An 18,023-nucleotide genomic window follows, 5' to 3' on the forward strand; every position below is an offset into this window, starting at 1 on the left:
GTCCGGCGGCTCAGTCCTGGCGAGCCCTCCAGGCCTTCGGCGAGAGGAACGCGGCGAGCCCGCGCCAGATCAGTCCGAGATCGCCTGCGGTCGTCCGGCGAGCGGCATAGAGCGCGGCCGACATCGCTTCCTGGTCGCGGTCGAGGGGGCCCCCGGCGGCGAGCGCTTCGCTCTGCGCTAGTCCGAAGGCGCCGACCGGAGCTTCGAGCCAACCATGACGGAGCGCCGGCTCGAGCTCGGCCGCGCGTGCGGGTTCGAGCGGCGGATTGCCCACCAGGGCGATCCTCCCGGCCGCCGCGTCGAGCAGCCAGCCGAGGCGACGCAGCAGCAGCCGGGAGGAGTTGAGCTCGGTGCCGCGCGTCAGCTGCCGCTCCGGCGCGCCGGCGACGGAGAGTCGCGTGCGTTCGCCGAAGACCTCGCGGCGGAGAACCCGCGGCCGCCGCGCGGCGAGCCACGCGACGAGCATCAAGGGCGACAGCGGAACGGTCAGCACCATCGCGCCGAGCCGATGGAGGAGGCGCCGGAACCGGCCGCCGAGCAGCGGCTTGTCGAGGTCGGCGAGCAGCAGCTCGTCGTCGATGGCGGCCACCGAGCCGTTCGCGGTGTTGACGATCAGCGGTCCGTCGAGGACGAGCTCGCTGCCGGCGAGAAGGCGGCCGACGTAGGTGCGCGGCAGGACGACGCACCGGGAGAGGGCCGTCTCGTCGTCGATCAGACAACGCGGGCCGATCGCCACACCGGGACCGAGCTCGGCGCGATCGGAGACGCGCGCGTGGTCGCCGACCAGCACCGGCGGTGCGACGACGGCGGCGAGGGAGAGGCGGCTGCCGCGCGAGATGCGGATTCCGGGGGCGACCTCGAACCCCGGCAGGACGAACCCGGCCGGATCGTCGAGCAGCGCGAGTTGCACCTCGAGGAAGCGGCGCGGGTCGCGGAGGCGACGGTCGGGAAGCGACTGCTTGGCCCGGCCCGTGGCGCCTTGGCGCACGAGAAGCCAGCCCTGATCGTCCTCCCAGTCTTCGCTCGGCGGCTCGCGGCGACCCCGTTCGCCGGCGAGCGGCGGCACCAGCGCGTCGGCGGCGAGCAGGAAGAGGTCGTCATCGTCGCGGAAGGCGGCCGGCAGTCGTTCGAGCTGGGCGGCGAGCTCGAGGTCGCGCGGCAGGGCGACGACGTCGACCTCCAGCCCCCAGGCCTGCCCGGTATGGACGAAGGCACGCACCATCTCGGGGCGGCTGTCGCAGAGCACCGCGACGCGCGTCGCGCCGAGCGAGCTCGCGAGCTCGAGCTGATAGTCGACGAGCGGCTTGCCGAGCAGCGGCAGCAGCGGGAAGGGGCGGCGCCGCAGCAGCGGCAGCATCGCCGGCGACGGCGAGGCGGACGGGATCACCAGGGTGGTCATGCCGTCACCTCGCCGCGTTTCCGGAGAGTCCTCGGTGCAGACGGCGGATGCGGAAGAGGTCCCGCAGCATCCGCCAGGAGTCGCGGATCGGCTTGACCTTGGTGCCCGGCGCGTCGACCCAGCGGACGCCGATCTCGGCGACCCGGTAGCCGAGCCGCCGGGCGAGGTAGAGATGCTCGACGTCGAACGAGAAGCCCGGCATGCGCTGCAGGGAGGCCAGCCGGTGCGCCACCTCGCGGCGATAGCACTTGAAGCCGCACTGGCTGTCGCGAATCCCCGGGACGGCGAGCGTGCGCACCAGGGTCGCGAAGACGCCTCCCATCAGGCGCCGATGGAACGGCTGCGGCTCGACGTCGCTCGTCGGCAGCCGGCGCGAGCCGATCGCGATGTCGGCGCCGGCATCGAGGGCCGCCAGGAGCTTCTCGACCTCTTCGATCGGCGTCGACAGATCGGCGTCGCTGAACAGCACGTGCTCGCCGCGCGCGAGCTCGAGGCCGCGCCGCACCGCTTCGCCCTTGCCGCGATTGCGGCCGTCGGTGACGATGCGCGAGGTCTCCTGCTCCTTCATCACCTGGCCGAGGATGTCGATCGTCTTGACCACCTCGAGCGTCAGGTCGCGCGAGCCGTCGTCGACGACGATCACCTCGCCGGCGGCGTGCCAGTGCTGGAGGAAGTCCTTGACCCGCACCAGGGTGTCGGCGATGCGCGCCTCCTCGTTGTAGGCGGGAATCACCACCGAAAGGCGAGGTGACGGGGTGGGAGAGCTCAATACGCGCCCCTCCCGAGCAGAACCGCCGGCACTGTCTTGGCCAGGATCCATAGGTCCCTCCAGAACGACCGCGTCTCGATGTACTGGACGTCGAGACGGACCTGCCCGTCGAACGGAATGTTGCTGCGTCCCGACACCTGCCAGATGCAGGTCAGGCCGGGTTCGGCGTCGAGGCGGCGCCGCTCGGCCGGGGTGTACTGCACGACCTCGGAAGGCACCGGCGGCCGCGGGCCGACGATCGACATCTCGCCGCGCAGGACGTTGAGCAGCTGCGGCAGCTCGTCGAGCGAGGTGCGGCGCAGCAGGCGGCCGACGCGGGTCACCCGCGGGTCGTGTTTCATCTTGAAGATCACGCCGCCGGCCTCGTTGTGCTTCTCGAGCTCGGCCTTGCGCCGCTCGGCGTCGACGTACATGGTGCGGAACTTGTAGAGGCGGAAGAGGCGGCCGCGCCGCCCGACGCGCGTCTGGGTGAAGAAGACCGGCCCCGGCGAGTCGAACCGGACGGCGATCGCCAGCGCCGTCCACACCGGGGCCGAGAGCGCCAGCATCGCACCGCCGACGAGGAGGTCGAAGACCCGCTTGACGAGCCGCGAGCCGCCGACCACGCTGCTCCACGCCCAGCGCTTCGTCGCCAGGCGCAGGCGCTGCACGCCGCGCGCCGAGCCGAGCAGGGTTTCCCAGCGACGGACGAGGTCCGCCTCGGCGGCGGCGTCGATCCGCTCGCGGCGACCGACCTCGGGCGCCGGGACCTGGGACGCGTTGTCGGTTTCCATGGTCGTCCTCAGAACGAGCGCCCCAGCTGAACTGCCAGGAGCCCGGGCATGATCTGGTTGAATACCTCGGCCACCGAGGCGAGGCGCGAGCGCGGCACGTAGACGACATCGCCCACCGCGAGCTCCGGGTCGGCGAGCTTGCCGCCGATGATCGACTTGACGTCGACCGGGATGAGCTCCTTCCTGCCGTACTGTCCGCGCAGGATCGCCACGTCGCCGAGCCGCGCGGTGGGACGGAAGCCGCCGGACTCGGCGACTGCCTGCAGCAGGGTCACCCGACCGCGGAATCCGTAGGAGCGCGGCTTGAAGACCTCGCCGAGCACGTAGACCTCCTGGGCGAGGGCCGACGGCAGGTAGATGTAGTCGCCGTCTTCGAGGCGCACGTCCTGGGTGGTGTCGCCGCGATGGATGAGCGCCTCGAAGTCGACGGGCACGACCTTGCCGCGGCGGACGAGGTAGGAGTTCTGCAGGTCGGCCACCTCGATCGTCGAGCCCTCGTACTGGCCCGAGGCGAGGCCCTGGGCCTCGGCCACGGCGGTGATGATCGTCACCGGGCCGTTGATCGGGTAGACCCCCGGGCGCACCACCTTGCCGAGGATCGCGTACTGCGCGTCGCGCGCCTTCTTGAGCACGACGGTGACCTGCGGATGGCGCAGGTACTTCTTGAGCCCCTCCTCGATCGTCGTTCGCAGCTCGTCGGTCGAGATCCCGGCCGCCTGGAGGTCGCCGAGGTAGGTGTAGCTGATCCTGCCGTCCGGGCGGACCGGGAGCTCCTTGCGCAGGTCCTCGTGGCCGACCACCATGATGTCGACGACGTCGCTCGGCCAGAGCAGGTAGATCCCCGGCCCGGCGCCGCGCGCCGCCTCGATCGACTCCCACTGCGGCAGCACCGGACCGGTGAGGCGCGGCGGGGCGGGGATGGCCGCGGGCGGCGCTTTCTCCGCCGGGATCGTCCCGGCCGCAGCCGATTCCGGCGGTGTCGCAGGGGGCGCGGGTGTCGCGGCGGCGTGGGGTCGGGTGGGGGTCGTCGCCGGTGGCGGAGCGGCGGCGCAGCCGCCGAGAAGAAGGGCGGATCCGACGGTGAGGGCTCCGCGCCAGCGGCAGCGTGCGGTCATCGGCGACCTCCCGGTTCGCCGAGCGGGCTCGGACGTGGCGCGAAGCGATGGAGGTAGGCGGTCTGGACGCGGTTGAGGATCGTGCCGATCACGGGAGTCCGTGTCGTGCCCAGGCGGGCGAGCGCCTCGCGATGCGCGGCACGCGGCTCGCCATGCGCCTCGGCGACGAAGAGGATGCCGTCGACGAGCGGTGCGGCGAGCAGCGCCTCGGTTCCGGCGAGCACCGGAGGGCCGTCGAGCAGGACGAGCGGGAAGCGCGCCGCCAGCGCGGCGAGAACCTGCGCCGCGGCCGGTCCGGCGAAGAGCTCGTGCGCCGGTTGCCGGCGCTCGTCGACCGTCAGGAACCAGGGGCCGCCGTTCACCGGCCGCTGCAGCGCCGCGACCGCGTCGACCTCGCCGCGTAGCGCGGCGACGAGCCCCGGCGCCTGGACGTCGAGCCCGAGGCGCGGGGCGAGCGGCCCGAGACTGGGCTTGCGCGGGCTGGCGTCGACGACGCAGACGTCGAGCCCGCGCTGTGCGGCGGCGAACGCGAGGTTCAGCGCCACGGTGGTGCGACCCTCGAGATGGCTCGCCCCCGAGAGCAGCAGCGTCCAGTTCCCCTTCTCCGGGCGGCGCAGGAGCACCTGGGTCAGCAGCTCGCGGAATGCCTCCGACCCGGGTGCTCCTGCGGTGGTGACGACGAGGGGCAGTTGCTGTGCGGCCAGCTCCGGGATCTCGCCGAGCGGCACGGTGCCGAGGGCGCGCTCGACCTCGCTCGACGCCTTGAGGCGGGAGTCGAGCAGCTCGCGACCGAGCGCCACGGCGACGCCCAGCGCCACGCCGAGCAGCAGGCCGAGGGCGACGATGAGCTTCGCCTTGCCGGGCACCGGGTCGTCGGGGAGGCGAGCCTCCTGCATGATCGAGAAGTTGGCCGCCGTCGAGTCGCGGATGATCCGCACCTCCTCGACGCGCGCGGCGAGCGTCTTCTCGACCTCCGAGAGGGTGTCGAGATCCTGCTGCAGCCGGGCGAGCTGGGCTTCGACCTCGGGGAGCTGGAGGAGCTCGGCGCGGAAGCGGTCGCGCACCGCCGCATAGCCGGCGGCGCGCGCCTCGCGCGAGGCGGCCTCGACGGTGCGCTCGACCAGTGCCTGTTCGAGCACCGAGAGCACGGGATTGCGCGACACCGTCTTCTCGTAGAGCTGCTCTTCGAGCCCCTGCCGTGCCAGCTCCTCGACGCGGGCGATGTCGTCGCGCAGCTCGAGGACCTGGGCGCTCTCCTCGGTGTAGACCGAGAGCAGGTCGGCGAGACGCGTCTGCAGCTCGAGCAGGCGCACCTGCACCGGCTTCTTGACGTAGGTCGAGGCCACCACGGTGCCCGACTGCTTGGCGAGCTCGTCGCGGGTCGTGCGCATCGCGTCGGCGGCCATGCCGGCGTCGAGGCGCTCCTTCTCGGCGAGGGATTCGAACTCGGAGAGCTTCTCGATCAACCGGCCCGCCTGCTCGGAGAGCTTGACGACGCCGTTCTTCTCCTTGAAGGCGACCAGCTGCTGCTCGAGCGCCCCGGTGCGGGCGCGCGTCTCGGCGAGCTGCGTCGAGAGGTAGTCGTAGGCCTGGATCGCCTCGAGCTTCTGTAGCCGGTCGACGTTGGCGACGAAGGCGCGACCGAGCGTGTTGGCGATCTCCACCGCCTGTTGCCGATCCGGCCAGGTGACGAGGATCTCGACGAGATCGGTGTCCTTCGGGTTCTCCACGCGGATGCGCTGCGAGAGGGCGGCGGGCTCGACGCCGAGCTTGAGGCCGTCGATGACCGCCCGCAGGTTCTCGTTGACCTTGACCAGCCGCAGGACGGTCGGCATCGAGTAGACCTGCAGCTTGACGATCGGCGTGTTCGAGGTGACGAGGAACTCCTTCTGCTCGCGCTTGCGGAGGATCGTCACCCAGACCTGCCATTCGCGCGTGCGGGTCAGCAGCGCCACGGCGACGGCGGCGAAGGCGACGAGGCCGGCGATCGCCGCGACCTGCAGACGGCGACGCCAGATCCCGAGCAGGAGCAGGCGCGGATCGAACGGCAACCCGGCGCTGGCCTCCTCGCGATTGCCGCCGGTCTCGACGACCACTTGCGGCAGCATGGGTGGCAGCAATGGCGACGGCGGCGACGGTGACTCGGCCGGTGGCGGCAGCAGCGGCGGCGGCGTCACGCCGGAAGGTGCGCCCGACGGCAAGTCGTCGATCAGGTCGCGGACTCGCAAGCCCTCGGGTGGTCGCTCGGTCATCCGCTCACCCCACGCTGGCGTTCGAGGTCGGCGACGACCGCGTCGACATCGGCGGCGCCGACGTCGTTCGCCCCACGGCGGGCCGCGAGGGCCATGGCGAGGCGGGCCAGGCGATTGATCTCGCGCGGCACGCCGTGCGAGGCGGCGGCGAGACCGTCCACCGCCTCCCTGGCAAAGAGCCGACCATCGGGGTGACCGGCGGCGCGCAACCGGAAAGCGAGGTAGTCGCCGGTCTCTGTGGTCGGCAGCGCGCGCAGATGGAAACGCAGCCCGGCGCGCTGGTCGAGCTGCGGCAGGGCGAGGACCTTCTGCCGCAGCTCCGGCTGCCCGACCAGGACGAGCTTGAGCTCGGGCCGCCCGTCGTCGAGGTTGGCCAGGGCGCGCAGTCCCACCAGCGCGGCGTGATCGAGCTCCTGGGCCTCGTCGAAGAGCAGCACCACCGGCGCCTCCCGCGCGGCGAGCAGACGGCGCAGGCGGACGACGAGGTCGTGCTCGCTCGCGCCGGCCGGCAGCTCGCCGGCGCCGAGTTGCAGGAGCGCATCGCGCAGCAAGTCAGCGAAAGGATAGTGGCTCGAGGTGATCTCGGCGACGCGGCGTTGGTTGGCCGAGCGGGCGGCGAAAACGCCGCGGGTGAGCGACTTGCCGCAGCCGATCTCGCCGGTGAGCAGGCCGAGCTGGGTGCCGCCCTCGCGCGCCAGGTACTCGAGCCGCGCGAGCGCCTCGCTGTGATCGGCGGACGGGTAGAAGAACGCGGCGTCGGCTGCGCTCTCGAACGGCGCCCGCGCGAGGTGCCAGCTCGGCGGAAAGATCATCGCGGTGCCCCCGGTGCGGCGAGCGGGCGCACGAAGACGCGGATCGGCAGCGAACGACCGGCGGACCGCTCGACCTCGGCGGTGATCTCGCGCTGGTGGGCGGCGAGCCAGTCGACGACCGCGGGCGGCGTCGCTCCCCCGTAGAGGTCGGCGCGATCGGTGGTCACGAAGGCGGCGAAGCGCGGGTCGGCGGCCAACGCGAGCTGCTCTTCGACCCCGCGCGCCTCGTAGGGCGTCGCCCAGTAGCGACCGCTGCGGAAGAGAAGGAACTGGAATGCCGGCAGCTCGGGTGCCAGGAATGCGGCGTCGGTCGGCGTGCGCTCGGCAAGGTACGGGGCGATCGCCGCTGCGGCTTCCCGGTAGCCGGTGCGATGGCCGAGGCATTCGCGCTGCACGGTGAGCGTCGAGCCGGCCACCGCGGCAAGCGTCATCGCCCCGACCAGGGTCGGAAACGCGAGCCGGCGCCGCGAGGCGCCGCCGCCGAACGCCAGCAGGAGCGCGCTCGCGGCGAGCGTCAGGGCGACGGCGGCGGCCATCGTCCGCGAGGGGAAGAGCGGCGTCGCGGCGAGCTGCCAGGCGGCGAGCGGTAGGAGCGCCGCCGCGGTGAGAGCGGCCGCCGCGCCCGGGCGGACCCGCTCCGGGCGTCTCAGCAGCGTCGCCGCGCCGATGCCGGCGAGCGCTGCCAGGCCGGGCAGCAGCGGGAACGAGTACTGGCGGAGCTTGACGCCCATGAACGAGACGAGCAGCAGCTCGCCCGCCAGGGCGCCCCACAGCACGAGCTGCGGCAGGGAGCGCTCCTCCGTCTCGGCCGCCTCGGTGCGCTGGGTGAGCGCCACGACGGCGAGCGGCCAGGCCATGAAGCAGGTCTGCAGCGTCGCTCGCAGATAGAAGCTCCAGGGCTGGTGCCAATAGGCGGCGAACTCCTGGCCGGAGGCGCGGCCGAAGAGCGAGAAGATGAAGTACTGCTCGATCCAGTGCGGCATCGTCGCCGGCGAGAGCAGGGCGACGAGGAAGAGGTGGGCTCCGCCCACCAGCACGAAGGCACCGGCGGCGAGCACCAGGCGCCCCCAGGGTGCGGGCGCGAAGCGCCGGCGACTGCAGAGCAGGGCGAGGACGACCGGGGCGATGTAGAGACCGACCAGCCAGAGCTTGACGAGAAAGCCGCAACCCCAGAGTGCGCCGGCGATCCAGGCGAGGCCGCTGCGATCGTCCTCGAGAGCGCGCACGGCGGCCCAGGTCCCCGCGAGGCCGAAGGCGACGAGGATCCCTTCCCCCATGACCACCCGCGAGGCGTAGACCAGCGGCGGCAGGAGGAGCATCGCGATCGTCGCGCTCCAGCCGGCGGCAGCGCCGAAGCGACGCCGCACGAGCAGCCCGGCGAGCGCGGCGGCGACGAATCCGGCGAGCGCCGGGACGCTGCGCAGCGCCCACCCGGTCGGTCCGGCGAGCGCGACCGGAACGGCGAGCAGTGCCGGGAAGAGGAACGGTTTGTTGTCGGGGGCCGAGAGCGGCTCGCGGCCGAGGTTGAGCCACTGCTCGAGCCCGCCTTCGAGGAGGTTGCGGGCGTAGGTGCCGTAGTAGCCCTCGTCGCCGCCGACGAGGTCGGGCCAGCCGAGGCGGACCAGGCGGAGCCCGGCCGCGACGGCGAGTAGCAGGACGACGACGGCGACCCCCGCGTGCCGACGCATCAGGAGGTCGCTTTCTTCGGCAGGTAGAGGAAGAGGTTCCGTCCGAGCACCTTCTGGAGATCGTAGCGCCGGACGACGCTCGCGCGCACCGCCGCCGACCAGTTCGAGAACTCCGGGTTCGGCGTGGCGAGATCGGCGTCGGCGAGCACCACGTCGATCGCCCCGGTCTCCAGGTCGGCGAGCAGACGATCTTCCTTCCATTTCCCGGCTCGCGCGAGGCACGCGAAGATGTAGGGATCGTTCAGGTACGGCGTGCCGCCGGCGCGCAGCACCGAGGTCACCTCCATGGTGAGCACGCGCCGGCCGGCGAGCAGCGGGGCGAGCTCGGCCTCGGTGGCGGAGCGCTGGGCACGGCCGCGCAACTCCATGGCGACACGCGGCGCGGCACCGGCGAGCATTGCGACGAGGAGCGCCACGGCGAGCGCAACGCCCGCGGTGAGCTCGCGGACTCGCGACCAGCCGAGGGCGAGCAGCGGGGCCGCGGCGAAGGCCGGCTCGATGAAGTAGTTGGCGTTGGCGCCGACTTTGCCGACCGTGGCGACGGCGAGCGCCAGGGCGAGCAGGAAGTATCCGGAGAGCAGGCGCTCCTCGCGCCGCCCCTCGACGACGCCGGCGATCGCCAGGCCGGCGGCGACCGGCAGCAGCGGCTGGGCGAACGCCACCTGGATCATCTTGGCGAGACCGCCGGCGGCGAACGGGTTGGCGCCGTTGAAGCCGAAGACCGCAGCGGCGAAGCCACCATCGGTGAGCGCATGGAGCGCGGCGAGCCAGGCGAGACCGAGCAGGACCGCGGTGGCGACGAAGCGCACGGCATCGCGGGTACGGCGCTCGGAAGCCATCCAGAGCACCAAGGCCGCCGGCGCGGCGATCGCCGTCGGCTTGGTGAAGACGGCGATCGTGGCGAGCGCGGCGGCGAGCGCGCTGGCCAGCGACGGCGTGAGGCGGAACGTCCCGGCCCCGACGGCGAGGGCGAGGAGCGAGAAGGCGACCGCCAGGGTGTCGACGCGGTTCTGCGGCGCGAAGATCAGCAGTGGCACGAAGGCGAGCGGTGCGAGAATTCCGAAGAGCGTCGCGGACCGCGAGAGCTCGAGAGCCCGTCTTGACAGACGCCCGAGGGCGGCAAGGGCCAGCGCGAGGCCGGCGAGCGAGAGCAGCCGCCCGGCGAGCAGCGTCGGTCGTCCGCCGGCAAGCGCGAGCAGCCAGCCGCCGAGCTGGTAGTCGACCGGCCCGTAGAGATGGGTCCGGTAGGGCGGCGCCGCCCAGCCGTCCGGGGTGAACGCCGAATGGCCGCGGGCCGCGTCGAGCTGTGCGGTGAGCACGACGCCCTCGACATAGTCGCCCGGGATGTCGCCACGCAGGAGGTCGACGGCGTTGAGCGCGAAGAGGAGAGCGCCCGCCGCGAGGGCGGCCCAGGCGGCGGCGACGAGCAGGCGGTGAGCGTTCACGTTCGGCCCCCCTGGCGAATCTCGCGGTAGAGCGTCTCCAGCCGCGCGGCGACCGCCGGCCAAGCGTAGCGCGTCGCCACCTCGGTGCGCGCGGCGTCGACCAGGCGGTCGCGCGCGGCTCCCGGCGGGCAGAGCGGGGCGACCGCGGCGACAAGCGCCGGTCCGTCGGCGGGCGGGCAGAGCCGACCGGTGCGTCCGTCCTCGACGAGCTCGGCGAGACCGCCGACGCGCGTCGCGACCACGGGCAGCCCCGCCGCCCAGGCCTCGAGCACGACGATGCCGAACGGCTCGTGACGCGAGGGCAGCACGAAGACATCGGCGGCGCGATAGAGGTCGGCGAGTGGCTCGCTCTCCGGCGCCAGCGCGCCGAGCAGGTGAAGACGATCGAGGACTCCGAGCTCGCCGGCGCGCTGGCGGATCGTCTCGTCGTAGCCGGGCACGGTGACCGGGCCGGCGAGCGCGGCGTGGGCGCCGGGAAGCGCGGCGAGCAGGTCGACGAGCGCCAACTGGTTCTTCTGCGGGTCGACGCGGGCGACGGTGAGCAGCAGCGGCACGCTCGCCGGAATGCCGAGACGGGCGCGGGCGCGGGCGCCGTCGCCGCCGGCGAAGCGCTCCGGGTCGACACCGTTCGGCAGCCGCTCGACACGCACTCCGGGGAGCGCGGCGCGCGCCCGCTCGAGCTCGATTGCCGAAAGCACGAGGACCAGGTCGGCACCGCGCAGGAAGGCGCGGGTACCGAGCAGCGCCGCCGGGATCTTCCCCCAGTCGAGAGCGCGCCGGCCGGGCGCCGTCATCTCGCGGACCTCCTCGGGCGGCACGTCGAACTCGCCGCCGTGCAGCTGGACGACGTAGGCGGCGCCGCGGCGTCGCGCCGCCCAGCGCGCCTGTCCAGCGAGCCGCTGCATCGTGTGGCAGTGCACGACCGCGGGCCGCTCGCCGGCGAGCAGCGCGGCCATCAGACCCGGCGACAGCGGGTTGCCGCCCTTGCGGTCGAGGGCGGCGCGCGCGGCGCCGGAGAGCGGGAGCCGCGCGTAGGTGTAGCGAAAGCGGCGCACCGGCACGCCCAGCACTACGGCCGCTCCCGGCCGGTCGAGCGCGGCGGTGCAGAGCACCTCCGCCGCGTGGCCGGCGCGGCGCTGTGCGCGCGCCAGCGACGCCACGACGCTCTCGGTGCCACCCCAGGCGGCGGGGGTGAAGCGGCGGGCGACGTGGGCGATGCGCATCAGGAGACCCCGAGCAGCAGAAGCAGCCAGCGCTTGGCGGGGAAGCGCGCCTCGCGCAGCCGGTAGCGCTCCTCGGAGCCGAGCAGGCCGGAGAAGCGCAGGCCGAGCAGCATCAGCGCGGCGCCCGCGCCGACGCCGACGGCGAGCCCCCACCAGCCGGTGAGCCAGGGGCGCGCCAGCGCCGGCAGCAGGCCGGGCGAGAGCGCGACGACGAGGCGCAGCATCCAGCGCCACGGGAACTCGAGCGGCCCGGTCTGGCGCAGGGCGTAGCGGATCGTCACCGGCGTCACCAGGACGAGCGAGAGCACCACCGCCGCCACTGCGCCGGCGACGTGGAAGCGCGGGATGAGCAGCAGGTCGAGCCCGAGGTTGACCGCCACCTGCACCAGGCCGAAGCCGAGCGTGCGATGGGAGCGCTCGACGACGTTGAGCGCCGCGCCGATCGGCAGGGAGACGAACGGCAGCAGGTGGACCACCGAGAAGATCCGCGCCAGGTCGCCGGCCGGCGCCATCTCGGCGCCGTAGAGCAGCAGCACGCCGCGATCGGCCCAGGCGGCGCCGAGCAGGGCGAACGGCACGGTGACCACGGCGAGCAGCTTGTAGTACCAGCCGACCAGCGAGCCGAGGCGCGTCGGATCGCGCTGCACCGTGGCGGTCATCGCCGCGAGCACCACGGCGTAGAGCGAGAGCGGCACGAGCTCGAGCCCGAGCTGCGGCAGCGAGTAGCCGAGGTCGTAGAAGCCGACGACCGAGGGCGGCACCACGGCGGCGAGGAAGTAGACCTCCGACTGCCGCTGGACGATCAGGTTCACCAGGCTCGAGCCGACCTGCGAGCCGGCGTAGGCGGCAACGCGGCGCGGGGCGATCTCCGTCGTCGAGCGGTCGGGGATCTCGGCGAGGCTGCGGCGCAGCGACGGGGCGAGGTAGGCGATCGCCGCGGCGAGTGCGGCGGCCTGGGCGGCAAGCGCCGCCGCTGCCCCGCCGCCGCCCCGGAGCCACCACCAGGTCAGCGCCAGCCAGCCGAAGCCGGTGATCGCCGTGGCGATGGTGAGCACGCGGGCGCGGGCGAGCGCGAAATGCAGCTGGTAGACCGACTCCTTCAGGGTGAACGCCGCGGCGAAGAGGCAGACGAGCGGCAGCAGCGGCACGAGCTCGGGGGTGAAGAGCTGCTCGAAGAGCGGCGCGAGGAGGAGCAGCAAGGCGCTCGCGACGACGAGCAGCGCGAGCTGCGCGAGCAGGACCCACACGAAGAGCCGTCGCACGCCGTGTCGCGAGCCCTGGGTCTCGAGCTCCGGCACGAAGCGCAGCAGCGCCCGGTCGAGACCGGCCGAGACCAGCAGGACGCCGAACGTCCCGAGGTTGCGGGCGAGCGACCAGACGCCGAAAGCGTCCTTGCCGAGCAGGCGCGCGGCAATCACCGAGACGCCGAGCGTGCCGGCGAGGGTGGCGACCTTGGCGAGCACCGACCAGAGGGCCTGGCCGGCGACACGTTGCGAAGCCGAGGGCGCCGCTAGGCCATCGCCCACTCGGCCATCTCCCGCATGAGGCCGTGGAAATCGACGATCGACCGGATCGGGGTGGATGGAGTGAACGACGCGAGCAGAGTCGCGTCCGAGTCGGGGTGCTCCGGCCGGTAGCCGTGCATCCCCGCCGGCGCCACCCGCCCCATGTGGGAGGGGTTGAGCAACACGCCGGGATCGAGGGCGTAGATCCCCTGTCCGAAGCGATGATCGGGCCAGAAGGTGCCGTAGGCCTCGAGCTCCGGCCGCTCGACCCAGCGTCCGTCGGCGTCGCCCGGCAGCGCCTCGCGGATCCGCGCTTCGGCGCCGTCGCGGAAGTACCAGAAGCGGATCATCGTCGAGTCGTAGACGGCGGCGTAGTCGACGCCGAACGCGAGCCCCAGCGCCTCGATGCGTGGCATCAGGTCAACCACTCGGTGGATCGTCGCCATGCCGTGATCGGAAATGAGCGCGAAGCGCACTTCGCCGTAGCGCTGGCGGGCGTCGGCGAGCAGGCTGTCGATCTGTGCCTCGTACCAGCGGAGCTTGTCGTCGACTGCCGGCGAGGCCTTGGTGACCTCGTGCATCAGGCCGTCGAGATTGGCACTGTAGAGGAACGCGAAGCGTGGCTCGCCCGCCTTGACGGCGCTGCGCAGCGCCGCGACGTTCGCTTCCTCGGAGTTGTGCCAATTCGAAACGTGGTACGGCACGCCGGTGGCCACGAGGTGATCGAAGATGCTCGGGCCGCGGTTGATCCCGCCGGGCTTGAAGATGTCCTTCTTCTCGGCGTAGTCGAAGAGCGGCAGGACCTCGAACGGCAGGTTGTAGATCTGGAAGTACCCGGTGAAGCCGTAGGCGACGGCGATCGCCTTGGAGAGGTAGCGCCGGACCCGTCCGCGGTCGAAGAGCGAGGCCGGCAGCGCCCGCAGGAGCTTCAGGGCTTTGAACGGACTGGTGGCCGGCGAGTAGTAGAAGCTCGACCAGTGGTCGTTCTCGTCGGGACGGCGTCCGGAGAGGATCGCCGGCACGCAGGCCGAGGAGAACCCGAAGAGCGACGCGGCTTTCTGTCGGTAGGGGAGCCTGTCGAGGAACCAGGGCCGGGATCGGATGACCTCCCAGCCACACGCGTCGACGAACATTACAACGGCGCAGCGGTCGCCCATTCGTCGCCCCCCCCAGGTCCTGCCAAGCGATCGGACCGGGCGACGGGCAACCTGGACGCTCGTCGTCCAGCTGAATAATCCGGGTCCTATACTACCTGACGGGATGCGTACCCTGTTCGTCAACGAGAAGGGTTGCGCTTACGGTGGCGTCGAGCAGGCGGTCGGCGACACCGCTGCGGGTCTTGCCGCTCGCGGGCATGCCGTTCATCTCCTCTCCTGCGAGCCGATCCCCGAGGGCCGATCGCCGCTCGGAGCGCCCTTCGCCTCGCGCACGCGGCTCGAGCTTCAGGCTGCGGAAGGCACCTGGAGGCGTCAGCTCGCCCGGGCGCTCGAGGCCGCGGCGCCCGACGTCGTCTACGTCCATCGCTGGGCGCATCGCGAGAGCCTCGCCGAGCTCGCCGTCGGGCTGCCGACGGTTCGCTACGCCCACGACCACGACCTCTACTGTCCGCGGCGGCACAAGTACTTTCCGCTCAGCCGGCGTATCTGCAACCACCCGCTCGGGGTGCACTGTGTCCTGCACGGGTGTCTGCTGACGCCGCAGGGGCCGGTGCCGGGCCTCCCCGGCCTCGTCGACCTGCGGGCGAAGGCGCGCGATCTCGCCTTCAACCGGCGTCTGCCGACGCTCGCCGTCGGTTCGCGCTGGATGCGCGACATGATGCGGCGCAACGGCTTCGCGGAATCGCAGGTCGTGCTGCTGCCACCGGTTCCCGCCGGGCTCGAGCGGGACACGCCCGCGCCCCCCGCTGACGGCGCGGTACCGACGGTGCTCTTCGTCGGGCAGCTCATCCGTGGCAAGGGCGTCGACCTGCTGCTCGCGGCGCTCGCCGGGGTCCGGCGACCGTTCCGGGCCCTGCTCGTCGGGACGGGAGCGCAGCAGCACGAGCTCGTCGAACAGACCCGGCAACTCGGGCTCGGCGACCGGGTCACCTTCGTCGGATGGGTGCCGCACGATCGGCTCGCCGACTACTACCGGCAGGCGGCGGTGGTCGCGGTGCCGTCGCGTTGGCCGGAGCCGTTCGGCATGGTCGGACTCGAAGCGATGTGGTCGGCGCGCCCGGTCGCGGCCTTTGCCGTCGGGGGCATTCCGGACTGGCTCGTCGACGGCGAGACGGGGCTCCTGGCGGCGGAGGGCGATGCGACCGGGCTCGGGCACGCCCTCGAGGAGCTGCTCAGCGATGCCGACTTGGGGCGGCGGCTCGGCGAGGCCGGGTTCGCCCGCGCCCGGGAGCATTACCGCTTCGCCGATTACCTCGACCGGACCGCAGGTCTGCTCGCCGGCGCCATCGCCGGCGCGGGTGCGTCCTCGGGTACGGCGCGGAGCTCCGTCGCTCCCGTGAGCGGGGACGGCGAGGAGATCGATGACCTCTGAGCTCGTCGTCGCCGTCAGCCTCTTCGCCAACGACCGCGGAACCTCCGGCATCGGTCGCTACCTCAAGAGCGTGGTTTCGCGCCTGCCGGCCGCCGATCCCGGCGTGCGTCTGCTGCTCTTCGTGGCGCGCGAGGACCTGCCGGTCTTCGCCGGGTTCGACGAACGGGACGACGGTCGCGTCCGCTTCGTCCCGGTCGCCGACCGATGGAACTCCCCGCCGCTCTCGCTGCTCTGGCACGCGTTCGCGTTTCCGCGCGCCGCAGCCCGCTCCGGCGCCTCGGTCATCTACCTGCCCGCCGGCAACCGCCGCCTGGTGCCGTTCGGGGCGCTGCCGACGCTCGCCGTCGTCCACGACCTCTCCTGGCTCCACATGGAGGGCAAGTACGACCTCGCCCGCGAGCTCTACCTGCGCCGCTTCCTCCCCTGGATGATCCGGCGCTCGACCCGAGTGGTGGCGATCTCGGAGTCGACCGAGCGCGATCTCGTCGCGCTGGCGCACTGTCCCGCCGCGCGCATCACCCGCGTCGGCAACGGCTTTGACGCGACGGTCTTCCACCCGCGCGACGCCGGCGACAGCCGGCGCGAGCTCGCGGCCGCCGGGCTCGAGCTGCCGCCGCGCTTCCTGCTCTACGTGTCGCGGCTCGAGCACCCGGGCAAGAACCACGTCGGTCTGCTTCGCGCCTATCGCCGCCTGCTCGACCGGCGGCCCGACTTCCCGGACGACCTGGTGTTCGCAGGCGGTCGCTGGAGCGGGGCCGAGGCGGTCGACCGCGCGCTTGCCGAGCTCGGGCTCGAATCGCGCGTCCACCGGCTCGGCTTCGTCGCCGACGAGCACCTACCGCACCTCTACGCCACGGCGCGCGGTCTCGTCTTCCCGTCGCTCTTCGAGGGCTTCGGGTTGCCGATCCTCGAGGCGCAGGCCTGCGGGCTGCCGGTGGCCGGCTCGGCGTTGTCGTCGATCCCCGAGGTCATCGGCGACGCCGGTCTGCTCTTCGATCCGCACGATCCCGACGAGATCGCCGCGGCGATCGAACGGCTTGCCACCGACGACGCGCGACGCAGCGAGATGATCGACCGCGGGCTCGCCAACGCGCGTCGTCACACCTGGGAAGCGACGGCCGCCGCGACCGCCCGGCTCCTGCGTGAGATCGCCGTTGCCTCCTGAGCCGATCCGCACGGCGGTCGACGGGCTCGGTCGGGCGCCGCGCCTGCGCCTTGCTTGGCTCGCCGCCTCGCTCGGCTTGCTCGAGGCCCTCTCCGGCGCGTTGCGACGCCTGCTCGACCTCTCGGTTTCGCTCGCCCTGTCGCTCCTCCTGCTCCCCTACGCCGCGCTGGCCTGGGTGGTAGCGCGGGCTGGCGGACGGCCGGCATTCGTGCGGGAGGGCTTCGTCGGCCGCTGGCAGCAGCCGATCGAGCTCGGCCGGTTGACCGCGGGAGGACCGCTCGCCCGCCTGCCCTGGCTGTGGGCGGTAGTGCGCGGCGACCTGGCGCTCGTCGGGCCGGCACCCTGTTCCGAAGCCGAGCGCGCGAGGCTCACCGCCGCCGACCTGCCGCGCTTCCAGGTGCGCCCGGGACTGGCGCACCTGCACCGCATCCGGCGCGCCGCCAACATCGACTTCGAGGGTCAGACGCGGAGCGATCTCGAGCAGGTCCACGCCGTCGGTCTCGGTGGCGAGCTCGGCATCCTGGTGCGCTCGATCCCGGCGGCCCTCATCGGCGGCCGGGCGGTCGCGCCGCCGCGCGAGCTGCATCTGCTCGGGGTGCGGATCGACAACTGGACGATGAGCGAAGCGATCGCATGGCTCCTCTCCCAGCCGCGCGGAGGGCGGCCGCGTCAACTCGCCTTCGTCAACCCCGACTGCCTCAACAAGGCGTACGAACGCGAGAGCTACCGTCGCGTGCTCGCCGCCGCCGACGTCGTCCTGCCCGACGGCATCGGCATCCACTACGCCTGCAAGATCCTGGGGACCTCGCTCGCCGCGAACGTCAACGGCACCGACCTCTTCCCGCGCCTCTGCGACGCCGCCGAAGCGGCCGGTCGCTCGCTCTACCTGCTCGGCGCGCGGCGCGAGGTCGTCGAGTCGCTCGGCGAGCGGATCGCCCAGCGCTGGCCGGGGCTGGAGATCGCCGGGGCGCGCGACGGTTTCTTCGCCCGGGGCGGCGAGGAGGAGCGCGAGGTGGTCACGGCCATTCGCGACTCGGGAGCGGATCTGCTGCTCGTCGCGTTCGGGGCGCCGGCGCAGGAGGAGTGGATCGCCTGCCACGCCGGAGAGCTCGGGGTCGCCGCGGCGATGGGCGTCGGCGGCCTGTTCGACTTCTATTCCGGGAGGATTCCGCGCGCTCCGGGCTGGGTGCGGGAGATCGGTTTCGAGTGGGCCTGGCGACTGCTTCAGGAGCCGGGCCGGATGTGGCGTCGCTACATCGTCGGCAACCCGCTGTTCCTCTGGCGGATCTGGCGTCAGGGCCGGCGATTTCCCCTAGGATGAGCGGACGGGGCGATCGGCCCCGGCAGA

At 72.7% G+C, this 18,023-nt stretch carries 14 protein-coding genes; 3 read left to right on the plus strand and 11 right to left on the minus strand.

Annotated elements, in window-relative coordinates; genetic code table 11:
- Positions 1-10 precede the first annotated feature (10 nt).
- Genes IPJ17_08780 through IPJ17_08830 form a run of 11 tightly spaced genes read right to left on the minus strand, consistent with a single transcriptional unit; the run spans position 11 to position 14,138 of the window.
- Complete coding sequence (locus tag IPJ17_08780; GenBank protein QQR75647.1) at positions 11-1,399, minus strand: hypothetical protein; 1,389 nt, start codon at positions 1,397-1,399, stop codon at positions 11-13.
- 4 nt (positions 1,400-1,403) lie between these two features.
- On the minus strand, positions 1,404-2,168 hold the full coding sequence (locus tag IPJ17_08785) for a glycosyltransferase family 2 protein (GenBank protein ID QQR75648.1): 765 nt from the start codon (positions 2,166-2,168) through the stop codon (positions 1,404-1,406).
- On the minus strand, positions 2,165-2,941 hold the full coding sequence (locus IPJ17_08790; GenBank protein ID QQR75649.1) for an exopolysaccharide biosynthesis polyprenyl glycosylphosphotransferase: 777 nt from the start codon (positions 2,939-2,941) through the stop codon (positions 2,165-2,167). Before IPJ17_08790 ends, IPJ17_08785 begins: the two co-directional genes overlap by 4 nt.
- 8 nt (positions 2,942-2,949) lie before the next feature.
- Positions 2,950-4,056 carry a polysaccharide biosynthesis/export family protein gene (locus IPJ17_08795; protein ID QQR75650.1) on the minus strand — a complete coding sequence of 369 codons (1,107 nt, stop codon included), beginning with the start codon at positions 4,054-4,056 and terminating at the stop codon, positions 2,950-2,952.
- On the minus strand, positions 4,053-6,308 hold the full coding sequence (locus IPJ17_08800) for a hypothetical protein (protein QQR75651.1): 2,256 nt from the start codon (positions 6,306-6,308) through the stop codon (positions 4,053-4,055). The genes IPJ17_08795 and IPJ17_08800 overlap by 4 nt, the downstream gene beginning before the upstream one ends.
- Positions 6,305-7,120 (minus strand): AAA family ATPase, encoded by an 816-nt coding sequence (locus IPJ17_08805; protein ID QQR75652.1) that lies wholly within the window; start codon positions 7,118-7,120, stop codon positions 6,305-6,307. Before IPJ17_08805 ends, IPJ17_08800 begins: the two co-directional genes overlap by 4 nt.
- Positions 7,117-8,808, minus strand: a complete 1,692-nt coding sequence (locus IPJ17_08810; protein QQR75653.1) for a glycosyltransferase family 39 protein — start codon at positions 8,806-8,808, stop codon at positions 7,117-7,119. Before IPJ17_08810 ends, IPJ17_08805 begins: the two co-directional genes overlap by 4 nt.
- Positions 8,808-10,253, minus strand: coding sequence for a hypothetical protein (locus IPJ17_08815; protein ID QQR75654.1), 1,446 nt, complete (start codon positions 10,251-10,253; stop codon positions 8,808-8,810). Before IPJ17_08815 ends, IPJ17_08810 begins: the two co-directional genes overlap by 1 nt.
- Complete coding sequence (locus tag IPJ17_08820) at positions 10,250-11,476, minus strand: glycosyltransferase family 4 protein (GenBank protein QQR75655.1); 1,227 nt, start codon at positions 11,474-11,476, stop codon at positions 10,250-10,252. Before IPJ17_08820 ends, IPJ17_08815 begins: the two co-directional genes overlap by 4 nt.
- Entirely contained in the window at positions 11,476-13,002 is a 1,527-nt protein-coding gene (locus IPJ17_08825; protein QQR75656.1) for an oligosaccharide flippase family protein, read from the minus strand. The genes IPJ17_08820 and IPJ17_08825 overlap by 1 nt, the downstream gene beginning before the upstream one ends.
- Positions 12,987-14,138 carry an alkaline phosphatase family protein gene (locus IPJ17_08830; protein QQR75657.1) on the minus strand — a complete coding sequence of 384 codons (1,152 nt, stop codon included), beginning with the start codon at positions 14,136-14,138 and terminating at the stop codon, positions 12,987-12,989. The genes IPJ17_08825 and IPJ17_08830 overlap by 16 nt, the downstream gene beginning before the upstream one ends.
- Before the next feature lie 103 nt (positions 14,139-14,241).
- On the opposite strand from IPJ17_08830, the gene IPJ17_08835 reads away from it, so the two are divergent.
- From IPJ17_08835 to IPJ17_08845, 3 genes are read left to right on the plus strand one after another with little or no spacing between them, the layout of a single operon-like run.
- The gene (locus tag IPJ17_08835) at positions 14,242-15,510 is read left to right on the plus strand and encodes a glycosyltransferase family 4 protein (GenBank protein QQR75658.1); all 1,269 of its coding nucleotides are present in this window, start codon (positions 14,242-14,244) and stop codon (positions 15,508-15,510) included.
- Positions 15,500-16,675 carry a glycosyltransferase family 4 protein gene (locus IPJ17_08840; GenBank protein ID QQR75659.1) on the plus strand — a complete coding sequence of 392 codons (1,176 nt, stop codon included), beginning with the start codon at positions 15,500-15,502 and terminating at the stop codon, positions 16,673-16,675. The genes IPJ17_08835 and IPJ17_08840 overlap by 11 nt, the downstream gene beginning before the upstream one ends.
- Entirely contained in the window at positions 16,665-17,996 is a 1,332-nt protein-coding gene (locus tag IPJ17_08845; protein ID QQR75660.1) for a WecB/TagA/CpsF family glycosyltransferase, read from the plus strand. The genes IPJ17_08840 and IPJ17_08845 overlap by 11 nt, the downstream gene beginning before the upstream one ends.
- The last annotated feature ends 27 nt before the right edge of the window (positions 17,997-18,023 follow it).

The organism is Holophagales bacterium (genome assembly GCA_016699405.1).
In the GTDB taxonomy this organism is placed as follows: domain Bacteria; phylum Acidobacteriota; class Thermoanaerobaculia; order Multivoradales; family JAGPDF01; genus JAAYLR01.

What these genes read in the sequence shown, in the direction of transcription:
- IPJ17_08820 (QQR75655.1), bottom strand. Translation starts at nt 11,476, where the DNA reads ATGCGCATCGCCCACGTCGCCCGCCGCTTCACCCCCGCCGCCTGGGGT.
- IPJ17_08830 (QQR75657.1), bottom strand. Translation starts at nt 14,138, where the DNA reads ATGGGCGACCGCTGCGCCGTTGTAATGTTCGTCGACGCGTGTGGCTGG.
- IPJ17_08795 (QQR75650.1), bottom strand. Translation starts at nt 4,056, where the DNA reads ATGACCGCACGCTGCCGCTGGCGCGGAGCCCTCACCGTCGGATCCGCC.
- IPJ17_08800 (QQR75651.1), bottom strand. Translation starts at nt 6,308, where the DNA reads ATGACCGAGCGACCACCCGAGGGCTTGCGAGTCCGCGACCTGATCGAC.
- IPJ17_08780 (QQR75647.1), bottom strand. Translation starts at nt 1,399, where the DNA reads ATGACCACCCTGGTGATCCCGTCCGCCTCGCCGTCGCCGGCGATGCTG.
- IPJ17_08810 (QQR75653.1), bottom strand. Translation starts at nt 8,808, where the DNA reads ATGCGTCGGCACGCGGGGGTCGCCGTCGTCGTCCTGCTACTCGCCGTC.
- IPJ17_08835 (QQR75658.1), top strand. Translation starts at nt 14,242, where the DNA reads ATGCGTACCCTGTTCGTCAACGAGAAGGGTTGCGCTTACGGTGGCGTC.
- IPJ17_08840 (QQR75659.1), top strand. Translation starts at nt 15,500, where the DNA reads ATGACCTCTGAGCTCGTCGTCGCCGTCAGCCTCTTCGCCAACGACCGC.
- IPJ17_08790 (QQR75649.1), bottom strand. Translation starts at nt 2,941, where the DNA reads ATGGAAACCGACAACGCGTCCCAGGTCCCGGCGCCCGAGGTCGGTCGC.
- IPJ17_08805 (QQR75652.1), bottom strand. Translation starts at nt 7,120, where the DNA reads ATGATCTTTCCGCCGAGCTGGCACCTCGCGCGGGCGCCGTTCGAGAGC.